General features: G+C 66.1%; 12 protein-coding genes. 6 read left to right on the top strand and 6 right to left on the bottom strand.

Annotated features, from left to right (window positions below):
- Window positions 1-72: 72 nt before the first annotated feature.
- Window positions 73-1,875 (bottom strand): caspase family protein, encoded by a 1,803-nt coding sequence (locus ABIB90_RS32505; protein WP_007602026.1) that lies wholly within the window; start codon window positions 1,873-1,875, stop codon window positions 73-75.
- A 164-nt stretch (window positions 1,876-2,039) separates the two neighbouring features.
- Between ABIB90_RS32505 and ABIB90_RS32510 the strand changes: the two genes are divergently transcribed.
- Window positions 2,040-2,483, top strand: a complete 444-nt coding sequence (locus ABIB90_RS32510; RefSeq protein WP_354171264.1) for an RbsD/FucU family protein — start codon at window positions 2,040-2,042, stop codon at window positions 2,481-2,483.
- A gap of 30 nt (window positions 2,484-2,513) precedes the next feature.
- On the opposite strand, the gene ABIB90_RS32515 is transcribed toward ABIB90_RS32510, so the two are convergent.
- Entirely contained in the window at window positions 2,514-2,831 is a 318-nt protein-coding gene (locus ABIB90_RS32515) for an antibiotic biosynthesis monooxygenase family protein (protein WP_219682822.1), read from the bottom strand.
- A 123-nt stretch (window positions 2,832-2,954) separates the two neighbouring features.
- On the opposite strand from ABIB90_RS32515, the gene ABIB90_RS32520 reads away from it, so the two are divergent.
- Window positions 2,955-3,314: a hypothetical protein gene (locus ABIB90_RS32520; protein WP_007602029.1), complete on the top strand. Its 360-nt coding sequence runs from the start codon at window positions 2,955-2,957 to the stop codon at window positions 3,312-3,314.
- Between the two features lie 19 nt (window positions 3,315-3,333).
- Here ABIB90_RS32520 and ABIB90_RS32525 read toward each other — a convergent pair whose 3' ends face one another.
- Window positions 3,334-3,687 carry an ADP-ribosylation/crystallin J1 gene (locus ABIB90_RS32525; RefSeq protein WP_354171267.1) on the bottom strand — a complete coding sequence of 118 codons (354 nt, stop codon included), beginning with the start codon at window positions 3,685-3,687 and terminating at the stop codon, window positions 3,334-3,336.
- 12 nt (window positions 3,688-3,699) lie between these two features.
- A complete protein-coding gene (locus ABIB90_RS32530) occupies window positions 3,700-5,094 on the bottom strand; it encodes a hypothetical protein (protein WP_354171269.1) in 1,395 nt (464 codons plus the stop codon).
- 75 nt (window positions 5,095-5,169) lie between these two features.
- Between ABIB90_RS32530 and ABIB90_RS32535 the strand changes: the two genes are divergently transcribed.
- A complete protein-coding gene (locus ABIB90_RS32535) occupies window positions 5,170-6,366 on the top strand; it encodes an MFS transporter (RefSeq protein ID WP_354171271.1) in 1,197 nt (398 codons plus the stop codon).
- On the opposite strand, the gene dgcA is transcribed toward ABIB90_RS32535, so the two are convergent.
- Entirely contained in the window at window positions 6,336-7,331 is a 996-nt protein-coding gene (gene dgcA / locus ABIB90_RS32540) for an N-acetyl-D-Glu racemase DgcA (protein ID WP_354202135.1), read from the bottom strand. The genes ABIB90_RS32535 and dgcA overlap by 31 nt on opposite strands.
- 143 nt (window positions 7,332-7,474) lie before the next feature.
- Between dgcA and ABIB90_RS32545 the strand changes: the two genes are divergently transcribed.
- The 3 genes from ABIB90_RS32545 to ABIB90_RS32555 are packed head-to-tail and all read left to right on the top strand — an operon-like array spanning window position 7,475 to window position 10,280.
- Window positions 7,475-8,608: an MlaE family ABC transporter permease gene (locus ABIB90_RS32545; protein ID WP_354202136.1), complete on the top strand. Its 1,134-nt coding sequence runs from the start codon at window positions 7,475-7,477 to the stop codon at window positions 8,606-8,608.
- A gap of 3 nt (window positions 8,609-8,611) precedes the next feature.
- Window positions 8,612-9,382: an ABC transporter ATP-binding protein gene (locus tag ABIB90_RS32550; RefSeq protein ID WP_354202137.1), complete on the top strand. Its 771-nt coding sequence runs from the start codon at window positions 8,612-8,614 to the stop codon at window positions 9,380-9,382.
- A 16-nt stretch (window positions 9,383-9,398) separates the two neighbouring features.
- A complete protein-coding gene (locus ABIB90_RS32555) occupies window positions 9,399-10,280 on the top strand; it encodes an MlaD family protein (protein WP_354171277.1) in 882 nt (293 codons plus the stop codon).
- 257 nt (window positions 10,281-10,537) lie between these two features.
- Here ABIB90_RS32555 and ABIB90_RS32560 read toward each other — a convergent pair whose 3' ends face one another.
- On the bottom strand, window positions 10,538-16,246 hold the full coding sequence (locus ABIB90_RS32560) for an apolipoprotein A-IV repeat region-like domain-containing protein (protein WP_354202138.1): 5,709 nt from the start codon (window positions 16,244-16,246) through the stop codon (window positions 10,538-10,540).
- Window positions 16,247-16,384 lie beyond the last annotated feature (138 nt).

Genomic DNA, 16,384 nt, shown 5'->3' on the forward strand with positions numbered 1-16,384 from the left:
AATCTAATTTTCTGACATGAAGAAGGGCAGAGCGTCACCGCTCTGCCCTTTGTCGTGTGTGGCCGACCGCGATCAGTGCATGAAGCCGCGGTGGTTGTTGCCGCCGTTGCCACCCTGGCTCTGGTTCATCGACTGCCGAAAGTTGTTGCCGCCATTGTTGACCATGCGATTGGTCTCGTTGAACTGCGGGTGGTTGTTGTTCTGCACCTGCACCTTGTTCACGGGGTTGTCGCTGATCTTGGCGCCGTTGTTGATGCGGATCGGGTTGTTCTGCGTCTGAACGTTGACGGGCTTCGTGTCGATGGTCGTGCCGCCCTTGCCGACATTCACCGGCATGCTCACGATCTTGCCTGGATTGCCACTGATTGTGCCGTTGCCAGTACCGTTCGGCGTCTTGTTGGTCGCAGGCAGCGTCACGATCTTGCCGATGCCGCCATTGTTGTTGGTGGTGTTGGTCGGCGCGGGCAGGGTGACGATCTTGCCCGGGGTCTGCGACGGCGTGCCGTTCTGCTGGTTGGGCTGGTTGTTGCCCGCCGGCAGGTTGACGATCTGGCCGCCATTGCCGAGCTTGCCGATGCCGTTGTTGTCGCCCGACTTCTGCACGATCGGCAAATTGCCGTTCACTTGCGCACCGCCATTACCCTGCTGCAGCGGCATGTATTTGGGCTGGCCGAGATTGCCAATCTTGAAGGTCGGGGCGATATTCTGCGGCGCCAGGAACTTGGTCGCCTGCATCAAGGGGATCTGCTTCGGCTGCATCTGGAGCTTGAGCGCGACCTGCGCATAGGGCGTGTTGCCGTAGCTGTCGTAGAAATTCTTGTATCCGAGCGGCGAGTTCGCGAGCACCGCCTTGTGCCAGGCCTGCGTGAGCAGCAGGTTGTTGAGCAGCCAGCGGACGTGGTCGCACAGCGGGTCGTGCGGATACATCGTGATGAACTCCTGATAGTACTCCGGCCGTGCTTCGGACACCACGTAGTCATAGGCCTGGCGGGTCGAGCGGCTCGGCAGGTTGGAGGCCATCTGCACGACAGGCGCATTCACGGGCGCGCGGTTGGCGGCGACAGCTGTGTCGCCGAAGAAGGTGAAGTCCGACGTCAGCGACGAGCTCTCCCACGGGATCTGCGCGCCGCTGGTGGTCTGGTTCACTTCGAGGCGCACGCGCTTGAACAGTTGCTCGATCGGCACGTTGGGCTCGCGCGCGACGTTCAGGAAGGCCTGCGTGTAGGGGCTGTGACCGCCGGTGCCGTCCTGCGCTTCCGCGCCCGGCGCGGTCGAGTAACCGACGATCGAACCGTTCGGCGCATCGACGATCGCCAAGCCGCGGCCGGCATCGTTCACGTTCGGAAACGGGTTGTTGCGGCAGGCATCGAGGATGACGATGCGCATGCGGCTCGGGATCGTCTCCAGCGTCGACATCACGTCGACCAGACGGACGGAGTTGTTGACGAGCTCGGTCTGGCTCGAGACCTTGGCGTCGACGGGAACGAGGTAGTTCTCGCCGGCGAGCTGCACGCCGTGACCGGCGTAGTAGACCATCGCCACCGTGTTCGGACCGCGCGCCGACACTTTGGCGGAGAAATCCTGCACCACGCGAAGCATGTCGTTCTGGGTCAGGTCGGTCGCGGCGACCACTTCGAACCCGGCCGAATTCAGGAACTTCGCCATCGAGTCCGCGTCATTGTCGGGGTTGGCGAGCTGCGGCGCGTTCTGGTAGTTCGAATTGCCGATCACCAACGCGACGCGCTGTTCCGGGCCTTGCAGCGCGGTGGGGGCCGGCTCGACCGGGGCGACTTGCGCGGAAACAGGGCCGGAGGCGAAGCCGAACAGACTTCCCAAAAGGCCTGCAGTCATCAGGAAAGATTTTAGGCGGAACATGGCGTGCTCCTTTGGCACTGATCTCGATACGAGATTGGTTGCCGGCAAGCTTGGCCGCGTTCGACTTTGAGGTCCGTGATCGCCATCACCATGGTAGGCTGCGTGATCTGAATCACGCTTGGAACCCGCCAAGGTGGGTGCACGATGGGAGGACAGTCCGTCACATGCTGAAATCGATCGATCCGATCCTCACGCCAGATCTGCTCTGGCTGCTGGCGTCCATGGGCCATGGCGACGATCTCGCTTTCGTCGATGCCAATCACCCCTCTGCGCGCATCGCGCAGAGCACGCATTCGCAGCGCCTGATCCAGTTGCCGGGCATCAGCATGCAGACCGCGATTCGCGCCATCATGTCGGTCTATCCGCTCGACGATTTCGATCCCGATCCGGTCCGCGTGATGATGCCGGTCGACGATCCCAGCCGCGTCCCCGACGTGCAGCGCACGGTGCTCGCGGAGATCGAGCGTGCCGCCGGCCGGCCCGTCACGCCCGGAAAACTCTCGCGGCCGGATTTTTATCGCGCGGCGGCGGCGAGCTTTGGCGTCGTACAGGTCGGCGACAGCAGCAGTTACGGATGCTTCCTGATCAGGAAGGGTGTGATCAGCTAGCAGCGCGCGATCGAATGATGCGGGACGGCGTCACGCGTGCTCGAATGGTCCGACCTCGCGGATCACCTTGCAGATCTGCAGGAAGCCGCTGGCGTAGAACTCGGCATGTCCCCGCTTCATCGTCTCGACATGTTCGGGGTGAGTGCGCCAGGCTTCGAGCGCTTCCTCCGAGGCAAAACGGAACACGGTGAGCTCCTCGCCGTCCTCGGCCTTGAACGACTTGACCGACACAAAGCCGGGAAGACGGCTGACGATGTCGTACATGCGCGCGCCGAGCCGGTCGTGTTCGTCGACAGAGGCGCCGTCACGCAATTGCAGATCGCCAATGACAATCACTTCGCCAATCATGTTTCCTTGACCCTCGGTGATGGATTTCCGTTCCCGATCTCTTCGGTTTCGCGATGGGCTTTGTTACATCGCCCACCCGAATTTTGAATGGCCTGCCGGCATCCGACTGTCTATGGTCGGTCCATGTCGCGCTTTATGTGTCTATCTGTCGCTATCGTCCTATCGCTGCTGCCGGCTGTCGCGCCGGCTGCTTCAATCCAAAAGCGTCCCAAGCAAGCCTGGCATGGCTACGGCTTCCTGCCGGGCTATCGCCAGCCGCTGAGCAACAGCATTCCGCTCTATAAGCAGAAGGAAGCGATGCGGCGGATGTCGCCCAGCGACCGACGCCATTGGTACATCGATCCAGTTCCGCAATATTACGGCTGGGATGGTGAGTGGCGCTATTTCGGCCGGCCCGGCTTCGGCGGCGGCCGCTACAATGGCGGCAGTTTTGGCCCGTGCTGGACGCGGACGCCGATTGGCGCGGTGTGGAATTGCGGATGAGGGGCTGAGCGCGCAGCGGCTAGGGGAAGCTGCGGACGACCTCGATCAGGCCGACGATTGCGGTATTGAAGGCATCGAGGTCCTCGGCCGGAATCCAGTACTCCAGATGTGAGCGGCCGCCCGCCTCCTGCACGTCGTACTTCGCGATGAAGCTGCGCTCGACCTCGAAACGTGTCACAAAGCCCGAGCCGCTCGCCGGGACATTCCAATTGCGCGCGATCTTGATGGCGTAGTCTTCCGTCAGCACCGGATAGTAGATCGGCTGGTCCGGCAGGCGCGGCGGAAACGCGCGCATGCCGGATTGCTGGATCAGCTCCAGGTCTTTCGGTCCGACGGGACGCCAGAGGGTGAGGGTGTCTTCCACGGAGGACATAGCTGCGCCCCCTTACGAGAAGAACGCGATCTTCTCGGCCTGGGTCATGCGGCGGATTGGCGCCATGGGGTCGTTTGCGGCGGCGCGGGGCTTTTGCAGGATGCCGCTGGCGAGGATGGTGGCGCCAAGTGAGGCTTCCGGAACCGGCGACGTCATCGGCAGCGTCGTGGCCTGCGCCGCGCCGAATGTCGCGGTGGCCGCCATGACCGGCGCCGGCTGCTCCATCACTTCGGCGGCGGCTTCCGCAATGGCGTTGGTGAGGCGCGCCAGCGATTCCATCGCGATCGGCGCTTCCTCCACAGGCTCCTCCACCACCGCTGCGGCGGAGACTGGCTCGGCTGCGGCCGGCTCCGGTTCGATCGGCTCCGGTATCTCGGCTGCGATGGGCGCTGCGGCCTCCGCAACCACCGGTTCCGGAACGGTCGCTTCCATCTCGACCGGTTCGATGATCTCGTCGAATTCCGGATCGGGTGCGGCCATCTCCAGCGCGATCGCGTCGAGTATGGCTTCGTCCTCGGCTTCCGCTGCGGCATCGAGCGAAAATTCGTGCGTCACCTCCGCGAAGGCCTCAGTGGCCGGCTCTTCAAAAGCGGCGGCTTCAGGTGCGATCAGGTTCTCGCCGACGGTCTCCGGCTTGAGCGCGGCGTCCATCGCCTGCTCGGCAACGGAGAAGGCCTCGGCGACGCCGGCCGCTTCCACGGCGGCTTCGGGCTCGATCACCTCTGCGATGTCCTGCGGCGCCTCCGTAAAAGCCACGGCTGCTTCGCTGGCCATCGCCGCAGGCGCGGCCTCCGCCAGCGGAGCTTCCGCAACGGGCGACGGTGCCTCCTGCACCGGAGCCGGCGAGGGGCGCGCGGCCTGCGGCGTTGCGTCAGCGTCGGTCTGGTCGATCCGGTCCTTGAGCAGGTCGAATGCGGCCTTGAGGTCGGCGCGGGGATCGAGGGTCGAAACCTGCGCGCAGGCCGCCTCGATGGAGGCGAGCTGCGAATCAATCAGGTCGCAGATTCGCCCGTCGGCGCCGATCTCGCGCCAGCGCCAGGAGATCTCCTTGATGATGCGCAGGCCGCGCGGGATCGGTGCGAGGCTCGCCTCGATCGCGCCGGGATCGAACGCCGCGATCGCGATCGTCTCGGCTTCGCGGATCGCGTGCCGGATCGCGACCAGCGCCTCGGGCAGGCGGTCCTCGACGACGGCTTGGCGCTCTGCCGCAAGGGTTTCTTCGATTTTCGCGACCGCGTCGAGCACCATGCGGGTATCGGCATTGCGGTTGCGCTTGGCGTATTCGCCGAGGAACCAGCGGCCGCGCGCGGTCTCCAGGAAGGCTTCGCGGATCGCGTCGTAATCCTGCTCGTTCGGCTCGGCCGCACGGGCAGACATAGGCGAGAGGGCGAATGCTTCGTTGGCCATGTCAATCTCGTCGCGCAAATCACCGCGCGTTACAGTAACGATCACCACGATATCGACCGAATCGCAATTGGTTTGATGGCAGGCGAATCACAAATCCCCATCGCAGCAGCTCGGAAGCGGCGATTCGCCGTGAGCCTCGCGCTGTTCTACTCGGCCGTGTTCGCGGTCTCGGGGACGCATCTGCCGTTCTTTCCGGTCTGGCTGAAGGCGATCGGCATCGACGCGGCCTGGATCGGCCTCATCAACGCGCTGCCGGCGATCACGCGCTTCACCACGCTGCCGCAGATCACCGCCTTTGCCGAAAAGCGACATGCGATTCGCGCCGGCATGATGATCTCCGTGCTGGCGACGGCGATCGGGTTCACGGCGGTCGGCTTGCAGCAGCAGCCGCTGGCGCTGTTCCTGATCTATGCGCTGACCTGCATGATGTGGACGCCGACCATGCCGCTGACCGACGCCTATGCGCTGCGTGGCGTCGCCCGCTACGGGCTCGATTACGGGCCGGTGCGGCTGTGGGGTTCGGCAGCCTTCGCGGCCGGCTCGCTCGCCTGCGGCTATCTCGTAGACCACATCGCGGCGCGCGATCTGATCTGGATCATCGTCGCCTGGGCCGTGATTGCGGTCGCCGCCGGCATGCTGCTGCAGCCGCTGGACGATGTCAGGCGACGGGCGATTGCGGTGCACGCCGGCAAGGCGCTGCTGCGCGATGCCGGCTTCTGGGCCATCATCGTTTCGGCTGCGCTGATCCAGGGCAGTCACGTCGCGTATTATACATTCTCGGCCATCAATTGGCAGGCCCAGGGCCTCGGCGGGCTGACGATCGCGGGCCTCTGGACGTTAGGGGTGATCGCCGAGATTGTCATCTTTGCGCTGTCGCCGCGCTTCTCGCTGCATCCGTCCTCGCTGATGGCGATCGGGGGCGCGAGCGCGGTCGTGCGCTGGGTCGTCACCGCGCACGATCCGCCGCTCGCGCTATTGGCGATCGTGCAGCTCGGCCACGGCCTGAGCTTCGGGATGACCATTCTCGGCACGATGAGTCTGCTGGTGCAGCGCGTGCCGTCGCATCAGATCGCGCGGGGGCAGGGTTATTACGCGGCGTGCAACGGGCTGCTGGGCGCGACCACCTCGATCGCGTCAGGCGCGATCTACGCCCGCATCGGCGATGGCCTCTATTACGTGATGGCCGCTATGGCCGCTGCCGGCGCGCTTCTGATCTGGTCGACGCGGCACCGGCTGAAAGCTCATCCCCACAGCGAGGCATCAGGCGGATAGATCAGGCTGTCGTCGTAACGAAGGCCATGATCGCGATCGTGCGCCAGCAGCAGCGGACCGTCGAGATCGACGAAGCGCGCCTGCGGCGTCACCAGCATCGCCGGGGCCATCGAGAGCGAGGTCGCGACCATGCAGCCGATCATGATTTCGAAGCCGAGCGCCTGAGCGGCGTCGGCCATCGCCAGCGCCTCGGTGAGGCCGCCGGTCTTGTCGAGCTTGATGTTCACGGCGTCATAGCGCTCGCGCAAGGGAGCGAGCGAGTTGCGGTCGTGCACGCTCTCGTCGGCGCAGACCACGAGCGGCCGCTTGATCCGCGCCAGTGCGTGGTCTTTGCCCGCGGGCAGCGGTTGCTCGACCAGGGTGACGCCGACGGCCTCACAGGCCGCAAGATTGTGCTCCAGATTGGCCTCGGTCCAGGATTCGTTGGCATCCACGATCAACTCGGATTCGGGCGCCGCCTCGCGCACCGCCATGATCCGCTCCGGATCGCCGTCGCCGCCGAGCTTGATCTTGAGCAGCGGCCGGTGCGCCGCTTTGGCGGTCGCCGCCGCCATGGCCTCGGGCGTGCCCAGCGAGATCGTGTAGGCCGTGGTGCGCTCGCCCGGCGACGGGCGGTCGAGCAGGCTCCAGGCCCGCAAGCCGGCCGCCTTGGCTTCCAGATCGATCAGGGCACAATCCAGGGCGTTGCGGGCCGCTCCGGGCGGCATGGCGGCCTGCAGGGCCTGGCGGGTGAGGCCGCCGGCCACGGCCTCCCGCATGGCCTGGATGGCGGCAAGGGTCGCCTCGGCCGTCTCGCCATAGCGGGAATAGGGCACGCATTCGCCGCGGCCGGTCAGGGCGTCCCGGCTGACCTCGGCCACGACGGTGACGGCCTCGGTTTTGGCGCCCCGGCTGATGGTGAAACTGCCCGCAATGGGGAAGCGCTCGATTCGCGAGGCGAGGGCAGGAACTTTGCTGGAAGTCATTTTGAACTCTGGCGAAATCTGAACCTGCTGGTTACCTCTAGCAACTAAGGTTAACCAGTTGGGGATACCTTCTCCGGGTAAGGGCGCGTGCGCAACCATCTGATTTCAACCGTTTCTCGCGCCCCGGCACGGGAGCGGACGTCTTGAACGGCGATCCGAAGCTGGAACGGATTGCGAAGGGCAATGCGCTGGCACTCTGCGCCACCGGAACCTGGACCGCGAGCTTCGCGCCGGTCCTGGAGCGGATGGTGGCTGACGCCGAGAAGCTTGCCGGCGGCCCGCAAAGCATCTTCATCGACGTGTCCGAGGTCACCAAGCTCGACACCTTTGGCGCCTGGCTGATCGAGCGGCTGCGCCGCAGCCTGACGCAGGGCGCCGTCGAGGCGCAGATCGCCGGCCTCTCCGCCAATTATTCGAGCCTCGTGGACGAGGTGCGACGGGTCAGGGCGCCGCCCGTCGTCGACACCAGCACGATCACCATCACCGGCATGCTGGAGCAGATCGGCCGGACCGTGGCCGGGGTTGCCGGCACCGTCGCAGGCCTGATCGATATGCTCGGCGCGGTGCTCGCGGCGGTCGCGCGCACCCTGATTCACCCGCGCTCGTTCCGCCTGACCTCGACCGTGCACCATCTCGAGCAGGTCTGCTGGCGCGCGGTGCCGATCGTGGTGCTGATCACCTTCCTGATCGGCTGCATCATCGCCCAGCAGGGCATTTTCCATTTCCGCAGGTTCGGCGCCGACATCTTCGTCGTCGACATGCTCGGCGTGCTGGTGTTGCGCGAGATCGGCGTGCTGCTGGTCGCGATCATGGTCGCCGGCCGCTCGGGCAGCGCCTACACGGCCGAGCTCGGCTCGATGAAGATGCGCGAAGAGATCGACGCGCTGCGCACCATGGGGTTCGATCCCATCGAGGTGCTGGTGCTGCCGCGCATGCTGGCGCTGGTGCTGGCGCTGCCGATCCTGGCCTTCCTCGGCGCGATGGCCGCGCTCTATGGCGGCGGTCTCGTCGCCTGGCTCTATGGCGGCGTCGATCCCGAAGCGTTCCTGCTGCGCCTGCGCGACGCCATCTCGATCGACCATTTCATCGTCGGCATCGTCAAGGCGCCGGTGATGGCCGCGGTGATCGGCATCGTCGCCTGCGTCGAGGGTCTCGCCGTGCAGGGCAGCGCGGAATCGCTCGGACAGCACACGACGGCGTCGGTGGTGAAGGGCATCTTCTTCGTCATCGTCATGGACGGCGTGTTCGCCATCTTCTTCGCCTCGATCGGGATGTGACCGATGGCGGGCGAGATCCAGAACCCCATCATCCGCGTCCGCGACATCACCGTGCAGTTCGGCGCGACGCGCGTGCTCGACGGGCTCGACCTCGACGTCAAGCGCGGCGAGATTCTTGGCTTCGTCGGTCCTTCCGGCGCGGGCAAGTCCGTGCTGACACGCACCATCATCGGCCTCGTGCCGAAGGTCGCAGGCAGCATCGAGGTGTTCGGCGTCGACCTGGATGCCTCCAATACGTCGCAGCGTCGCAACGTGGAGCGGCGCTGGGGCGTGCTGTTCCAGCAGGGCGCGCTGTTCTCCTCGCTCACGGTGCGGCAGAACATTCAGTTTCCGATGCGCGAATATCTCCGGGTGTCGCAGCGGCTGATGGACGAGATCACCGTCGCCAAGCTCACCATGGTGGGTCTCAAGCCCGAAGTGGCCGATCGCTTTCCCTCGGAACTGTCGGGCGGCATGATCAAGCGCGTGGCGCTGGCGCGCGCGCTGTCGCTCGACCCGGATCTCGTGTTCCTGGACGAGCCGACCTCGGGCCTGGATCCGATCGGCGCCGGCGACTTCGACGAGCTGGTCAGGACGCTGCAGCGTACTTTGGGGCTGACCGTTTTCATGGTAACCCACGACCTCGATAGCCTTTACACAGCATGTGACCGCATCGCCGTTTTAGGCAACGGTAAGATCATTGCGGCAGGTTCGATCGCCGACATGCAGGCCTCGCAGCATCCCTGGCTGAGGCAATATTTCCATGGCAAGCGCGCACGCGCGGTGATGGGCTGAGGTGCCGGAGTAGCTGATGGAAACGCGCGCAAATTACGTGCTGATCGGGTCGTTCACGCTGGCGGTGATCGCCGCCGCGATCGGCTTCGTGCTGTGGTTTCAGTCGCTGCACACCACCAAGCAGCGCAGCCCGCTGCGCGTCGTGTTCGAGGGCCCGGCGGCGGGCCTGCGCAACGGTGGCAGCGTCAATTTTAACGGTATCCGGGTGGGCGAGGTGGTCTCGGTGAAGCTCGACAACCCGCGGCGGGTTGTCGCACTCGCCATGGTCGAGAACAACGCCCCGATCCGCAAGGACACCCTGGTCGGCCTCGAATTCCAGGGCCTGACCGGCGTCGCCGCGATCTCGCTCAAGGGCGGCGAGGAGGCAGCGCCTGCGCCGCCGCTCGACGAGGACGGCATTCCGACGCTGACGGCCGATCCCAACAAGCTCCAGGACGTCACCGAGGCGATCCGCGGCACGCTGCAGAACATCAACAAGATCGTCGCCGACAATCAGGAATCGGTGAAGAACTCGCTGAAGAATCTCGAGACCTTCACCAACTCGCTCGCCCGCAACTCGGAGAAGATCGACGGCGTGATGGCCAAGGTCGACGGCGTCATGCTCAAGGCCGACAGCCTCATGCTCGGCCTCAACACGCTCGCCGGCGGCAAGGACGGCGGCGAGCTGTTTCTGGCGGTGAAGTCGATCCGCGAACTGGCCGACGATTTCGACAAGCGCTCCGGCGCATTGATGACCGACGGCCGCCGCACGCTCGGCGATATCAGCCGCGCCGTCAACAATTTCGACCGCAACCCGACCCGCGTCCTGTTCGGCGCCAGCAACAACGCACCGGCGGCTGCGCCGCCACCGCCGCCCGAGCCGCCGAAGCCCGCCGTGCCGGAGCGCAGGCGGCAGTAGGCGTCCCAGATGTCGTCCTGGCGAACGCCAGGACCCATACCGCGAGGTCCATCGATTGCGGTCGATGGCAGTACCGTACGACTGGTCTTCGCCAAACTCCTCCCTGGGATAATGGGTCCTGGCGTTCGCCAGGACGACACCGAGTGCTTGGTCGAACGCTTCGTTCCTAATGACGCCCAAACCTAATGACGCCCCAAACAAAACGGAGGCCGTGAGGCCTCCGTTTTCATTCGTCATGCGTCTTGGCGACTGACCGCTTATCCCAGCCGGCCCGCTGCGTGAGCAAGCAGCGTGTACACCAGGCCCGTCTCGGAGGTCAGGTGGTTGCGCAGCTCCTGCGGGCCGCGGCCGTCGCGGGCGACTTCGTCGAGCAGGCGTTCGAACTCGGCGACATAGCGGTCGACCGTGGCCTTGAAGTTGCGGTCGGATCGATACTTGCGGGCGACCTCGTCAAAGGCCTTCTGGCCCGCGGGCGTGTAGAGGCGCTTGGTGAAGGCCTTGTTCTCGCCGCGCTGGTAGCGGTCCCACATCTCGGACGCGAGGTTGCGGTCCATCAGCCGGCCGATGTCGAGCGACAAGGATTCCAGCGGATTGCCGCCACCTTGCGGGGCCTGCGGCTGCGGCGCCGGTGCAGCCTGGCGGCCGCGCTGGGGCTCACGTCCGGTGGGCGCACCCTGGTTGGCGTCCGTGCGGCTCAAGAGGTCCGACAGCCAGCCGTCACGGCCCTGGTCGTTGCCGGCCGGTGCAACCGGCGGCGCTTCGGTGCGGCGCGAGGAGGCGGGCATGCCGAGGTCCGGCGGCGGCAGCGTCGAGGCGCTGGCGCTCTCGCGCATGCGCGTGTCGGTGCTGCGCGCGCCGACGGCCGCCAGCATCGGCTCTTCCTGGCGCTGCACGCTGGCGCGGCCCGTCGTGGAGACGTCGAGGCCACGGCCGTGCTGGGCCACGATGCGGTTGAGCTCGGCGAGGGCCTCGATCTGGTCGACGATCACCTTGCGCATCTGCGCAGTGCTCTCGGCGGCCTCCTGGGGCATCTCGAGCACGCCGCGGCGCAGCTCGTTGCGGGTGGCTTCGAGCTCGTTGTGCATCTCGAACGCCATCTGCTTCATGCTGGAGACGAGGTTGGTGAACTTCTCCGTCGACTGCTTGAACATTGCATCCGCCTCGTCGGTGGTCTGGCGGTAGATGTCGTGCATGGCCTCGACGGTCTGCCGGTGCTCCTCTTCGGAGGCCGACCGCACCGCTTCGAACTGGCGGGTGATCGCGGCGGAACCTGCGCCGGCGGTCTCCGCGACGACGCGGGCGATGTCGCGAGCCCGCTCTTCGGCGGCCGCCAGCGATTCATCGAGCAGACCGGTGAAGCGCGACAGTCGCTGGTCGAGATCGGCCGTGCGCAGGTCGATCGTGGTGACGAGCGATTCCAGCGCCTCCTTGCGTTCGGCGAGCGAGGCGGTGGTGTTCTTGTTGCTCTGCTCGACGACCTGCGCGGCCTCGACCAGTGCCTTGCCGTGCGCGTCGAACTGGGTCGAGAGCTCGCCGAGATCCTGGAGCGCCCGCGTGGTCTTGCTGTTGAAGACGTTGAGCTGGTCTTCCAGGTTCTGCGTCGCAGCGCCGTTGCGCGAGGTGACGTCGTTCATCGCCGAGACGAAGTCGGCGACGCGCGTCACCAGCGCCCGCTCGAGCGAGTTGAGGTTGTCGTGCGCACCGGTCAGCACCTCCTGAAGCAGGATGTTGCCTTCGCGCAGGCGCTCGAACAGGGCGACCGTGTCGGTGCGCAGGATCTTGCTGGTCTCCTGCATCTCGGTGACGGCCGCGATCGAGACCTGGCGCGACTGGTCGATCGCCGCCCGCGAGGCCTGCTCGAGATCCTTGAGCGACTTGTTGACGGCACCCGTCGCCATTTCGCTCGCCGAGTTGATGGTTCGCGCCACTTCGGAGCCGTTGCCCATCATGGTCTGGGAGAACGCGTGGCCGCGCGTCTCGATCGACTTCAGCGCGTCGGACGTGACGCGGTCGATGTCGAGCGTGAGCTGGCTGGTCTTCGAGCCGATCGCGTCCACGAGCGAGCCGCGCTTGGCGTCGATCATGTTGGCGAGACGGTCCGACTGCTGCTGCACATAGGTGACGATCTCGTCGGTCTTGCCGGTCATGGCCTGGCCGAAGCTGCTGCTGGCGGCGAGCACCGAGCGCTCGACGTCCGCCGAGCTCGATTTCACCCGCGAGCTCGCCTCGTTGGAGGCGTTGATCAGCGCGTTCTGGGCGTTGAGCGCGCTGGTCTGGATGTCGTTGGTCGCGTTCGCGGTGGCCGTGCTAAGCGTGCGCTCGATCTCGCTCGAGATCGTGCGGATCTGGCTTGCGGCATCCGCCGAGGTCGAGGTCAGCGAGGTCTGCGCCTCACGCGCGCTGTTGAGGATGGTCGAGGCGGTGTCGGCCCCGACCGAGGTCAGCGTGCGCTCGATGTCTATGGTCAGCAACTTGATCTGGCCTGCTGCGTCCGTCGAGGCGGAGATCAGCGTGCCCTGGGCTTCGCGTACGCCGCTGGTGAGCGCCTCGATGGTGGCGCCGCCGGCGGTCGCCAGCGCGCGCTGCATCTCGGCCGCCAGCGAACGAACCTGGCCGGTCTGTTCGGCGGAGACCGCCAGCAGGGTGCTCTGGGCATCGCGGGCGCTGGTCGTGATCGTCTCGGCGGTCGACTGGCCGACCTGCGAGAGCGACCGATGCACTTCGGCGGCGAGGGACTTGACCTGGCTCGCCGCATCCGAGGATGCGTTGACGAGCGTGCTCTGGGCTTCGCGGGCGCCGGTCATGATGGTCTCTGCCGTCGCGGTGCCCGCCATCGAGAGCGAGCGCTGCACGTCGGAGGACAGCGCCTTGATCTGGTTGGCGGTCTCGCTCGAGGCCGCGATCAGCGCGCTCTGCGCATCGCGGGCGCCGGCGGTGATCGATTCCGCCGTGGTCGTGCCGGCCATCGAGAGCGAGCGCTGCACGTCGGCGGTGAGGGTCTTGACGTGGTTGGCCGCATCCGAGGACGCCGTGACGAGCGTGGTCTGCACCTCGCGGGCACCGGCCAAGATCGAGGCGGCGGTCGCCGAGCCTGCCGACGACAGCGTGCGTTCGACGTCGGCCGCGAGCCCCTTGATCTGGTTGGAGGCATCGCCCGACGCGGCGACCAGCGTCGACTGCGCTTCGCGGGCGCTGGTCAGGATCGAGTTCGCGGCACCGGTGCCGACAGCGGTCAGCGCGCGCTCGACCTCGGCGGAGGTCATCTTGAGCTGGGCGTTGACGTCGGAGGAAACCGTCATCAGCGACTGCTGCGCGGTGCGCGCACCGGTCTGGATGGTCTCGCTGGTGTTGACGACGAGGTTGGTGAGCGAGCGCTCGGCGTCCTCGACGTGCGAGCGGATCGCGGTCGAGATCATCTCGGCGCGGGACATCATGTCCTCGCTGGCCTGGCGTCCGCTGCTCTCGATGCGGCCGGCGACGGCCTCGACGCGCGAGCCGAGCAGGTCCTCGAACTGCGCCACGCGCACGTCGATGTCGCTGGCGACCGAGCCGACCTTGGTCTCGATGGCCTGCTGGATGTCCTGGAAGCGCGCCGTGACGGTGTCGGTCAGGTGCATGCTGCGGCCGTCGATGATCTCGGTGACGCCGGTGATGCGGCGGTCGACCGCCTCGATCGCCTGCGCGGTGCCGTCGGTGAGCGTCGAGGTCAGGAGGGTGAGACGGGTATCGATCGACTGCACCGCCTGCGAGGCGCCGTTCGTCACCGCGGTGGTCAGGTAGGTGAGGCGCGTGTCGATTGATTCGAGCGCCTGCGACGCGCCGCCGGTGAGGGTGGTCGTCAGATGCGTGAGGCGCGTGTCGATCGTCTGGATGGTCTGCGATGCGCCATCCGTCAGCGAGGTCGTGAGGTGGTTGAGACGGTTGTCGATCGTCTCGATCGCCTGCGATGCGCCATCGGTCAGCGACGTCGTGAGATGGGTGAGGCGGGAGTCGATCGACTGGATCGCCTGCGCGGCACCGTCAGTCAGCGACGAGGCGAGCGTGTTGAGCCGTCCGTCGATGGTCTCGGTGACCGACTTCGCACGGGTATCGAACGACTGTTCGAGCGCGGCGACGCGGCCGACGAGCTGCTCGTCGAAGGTCTTGATGTGACCATCGATCGTCGAGTCGAGACCCGAGATCTTGCCGTTCAGCGAGGCGTCGAGGTTGCTGACGCGCTCGCCAACCGTGGTCTCGAACTGCACCAGGCGCTGGTCGAGCACAGCCGTGATCGCGCCGCCGTTGGAGGTGAAGCGGGTGTCGAAATTGTCGACATAGGTCTTCAGCGATTCATGGATGTCCTGGGTGCGCTGGCCCATCCGATCGACGATCTCGCCGCCGAAGGTTTTCACGGTGCGGTCGAACTCGGAGATGTGGCGGGTGATCAATGCGCCCAGCGTGCCGGAGTCGCGGGCGAACTTCTCGACCAGCTCGGTGCCCTGGTTCTTCACCAGCTCGTCGAAGGCGCTCATCTGCAGCGACAGCGAATCGTGCGCGGTCTCGGTCTGACTGACGACCTTGGCGACCAGCGTGTTGACGGTGGCGTCGAGCGCTTCGCTCGCCTTGTCGCCGGAGGTCATGATGTGGCCGGCGAGGCGGTTGCCGGCGTCGTCGATCTTGGCGGAGAGGTCGTTGGAACGCAGCTCGAGCTCGAGCAGCAGCGAGTCCGACGAATTCTTCAGGCTGTCGTGCACCTGCTCTGTGCGCTCGGAGATGCCGTCGACGATCGCGGCGGAGCGCTGCTCGAACTCGCCTGTGATGCGGTCGATGCGCTCGTTCAGCATTTCGTGGACGCGGTCGGCGAGGTCGACGAACTCGTCGTGGACATGGCCGGTCTTGAAATTGAGGCTGGTGGTCAGTCGCTCGCTGGCGTCGAGCACGGCGCGCGTGGTCTCGTTGCTGGCCTCCTCGAGGCGGTCGAGGAGGTCGCCGCCGCGCTCGCCGAGCGCGAGGATCATGTTGTCGCCGGCGTTGCTGAGCGCACCGGTGATGTGGGCGCCGCGCTCTTCGAGCGCGCCCGTGATCGACTTTGCGACCTCGTCGACGCGCGAGGCAATCGCGTCCGAGATCAGTGCGATGTCATGGCGCAAATCGATCTGCACGCCGGAGATGGCGCTGCGGACCTGCTCGGCCTGGCCGACCAGATTGTCGCGCTGATGCGCGATGTCCTGGAGCAGGGCGCGGATGCGCACTTCGTTGTCGGAATAGGCGCGTTCGAGCGCCGCGACCTCGTTGGCGACCAGCGTCTCGAGCTCGCCGGCGCGCGCGATGGCGCGCTCGATGCCGTCGCCCATCGCCGCAACCTCGCGGCGGATGGCCTGGCCGACGGTCACCATCGAATCCGAAGCCGAGCCTTCCGGCTCGGAGAAGCGGATCGCAACCTGCGCCATCGCCTGCGCGACCGAGCTCATTTGCTGGCCGCGCCAGACGAGGCTCGCCAGGAAGAAGAACAGCATGATCGGCGCGAAGAACATCGTGACGAGGCCGGCAATGGCCAACACACCGCCGCTCTGGCCCATCGCCGCCTGGACCGAAGGCAGGAAACCGACCGTCAGCGCGGCGCAGGCCGCCAGCCAGATGACGGTGAAGATGGTCGCGCCGGTGTAGATGTTGCGGGTCGGGCGTCCCGTCTGCAACGTCTGCAAGAGCTGGCCGATGGTCGCACGGTCGTCATTGGCGGCGCGGCGCGAGGAGCGCGGCTCCTCGATCTGGTCGAACATCGCGCGTTCGTTCGCGGCAGGACGCGCGTCGAAGCTCGGTTCGTCGAACATCGGGGGAGCCGGTGGCGCGACCGGAGGCGGCGTTTCGCTGCGCATCGAGGCGTTGCGGCTGGTGTCCGCAGCCGTGTCGCTGATGTTCAGGGCTTCCTGGATTGCAGAAAGCGCATCTTCTGTGGGGTCTTTGACCTTTTTCGGAGTGTTTGCCATGTTCAGTCCGAGCCCTCGTTACTTGTACGCGTCCCCCCGCGAGCTCTGCGCGCTACGCAAGCCCACAGTCCGGATCATGCCGCTTGCGCGGATCTCCGAGCCATCCCCACCCGGACGGCTTGTCCGCCAATTTCTCCA

Source organism: Bradyrhizobium sp. JR4.1, from assembly GCF_040548605.1.
GTDB classification, from domain to species: domain Bacteria; phylum Pseudomonadota; class Alphaproteobacteria; order Rhizobiales; family Xanthobacteraceae; genus Bradyrhizobium; species Bradyrhizobium canariense.

Excerpts from the sequence above, each read along its gene's own strand:
- ABIB90_RS32510 (WP_354171264.1), top strand. The coding sequence starts at position 2,040 with ATGCTGAAATCGATCGATCCGATCCTCACGCCAGATCTGCTCTGGCTG.
- ABIB90_RS32515 (WP_219682822.1), bottom strand. The coding sequence starts at position 2,831 with ATGATTGGCGAAGTGATTGTCATTGGCGATCTGCAATTGCGTGACGGC.
- ABIB90_RS32505 (WP_007602026.1), bottom strand. The coding sequence starts at position 1,875 with ATGTTCCGCCTAAAATCTTTCCTGATGACTGCAGGCCTTTTGGGAAGT.
- ABIB90_RS32550 (WP_354202137.1), top strand. The coding sequence starts at position 8,612 with ATGGCGGGCGAGATCCAGAACCCCATCATCCGCGTCCGCGACATCACC.
- ABIB90_RS32535 (WP_354171271.1), top strand. The coding sequence starts at position 5,170 with ATGGCAGGCGAATCACAAATCCCCATCGCAGCAGCTCGGAAGCGGCGA.
- ABIB90_RS32560 (WP_354202138.1), bottom strand. The coding sequence starts at position 16,246 with ATGGCAAACACTCCGAAAAAGGTCAAAGACCCCACAGAAGATGCGCTT.
- ABIB90_RS32530 (WP_354171269.1), bottom strand. The coding sequence starts at position 5,094 with ATGGCCAACGAAGCATTCGCCCTCTCGCCTATGTCTGCCCGTGCGGCC.
- dgcA (WP_354202135.1), bottom strand. The coding sequence starts at position 7,331 with ATGACTTCCAGCAAAGTTCCTGCCCTCGCCTCGCGAATCGAGCGCTTC.
- ABIB90_RS32555 (WP_354171277.1), top strand. The coding sequence starts at position 9,399 with ATGGAAACGCGCGCAAATTACGTGCTGATCGGGTCGTTCACGCTGGCG.
- ABIB90_RS32525 (WP_354171267.1), bottom strand. The coding sequence starts at position 3,687 with ATGTCCTCCGTGGAAGACACCCTCACCCTCTGGCGTCCCGTCGGACCG.
- ABIB90_RS32520 (WP_007602029.1), top strand. The coding sequence starts at position 2,955 with ATGTCGCGCTTTATGTGTCTATCTGTCGCTATCGTCCTATCGCTGCTG.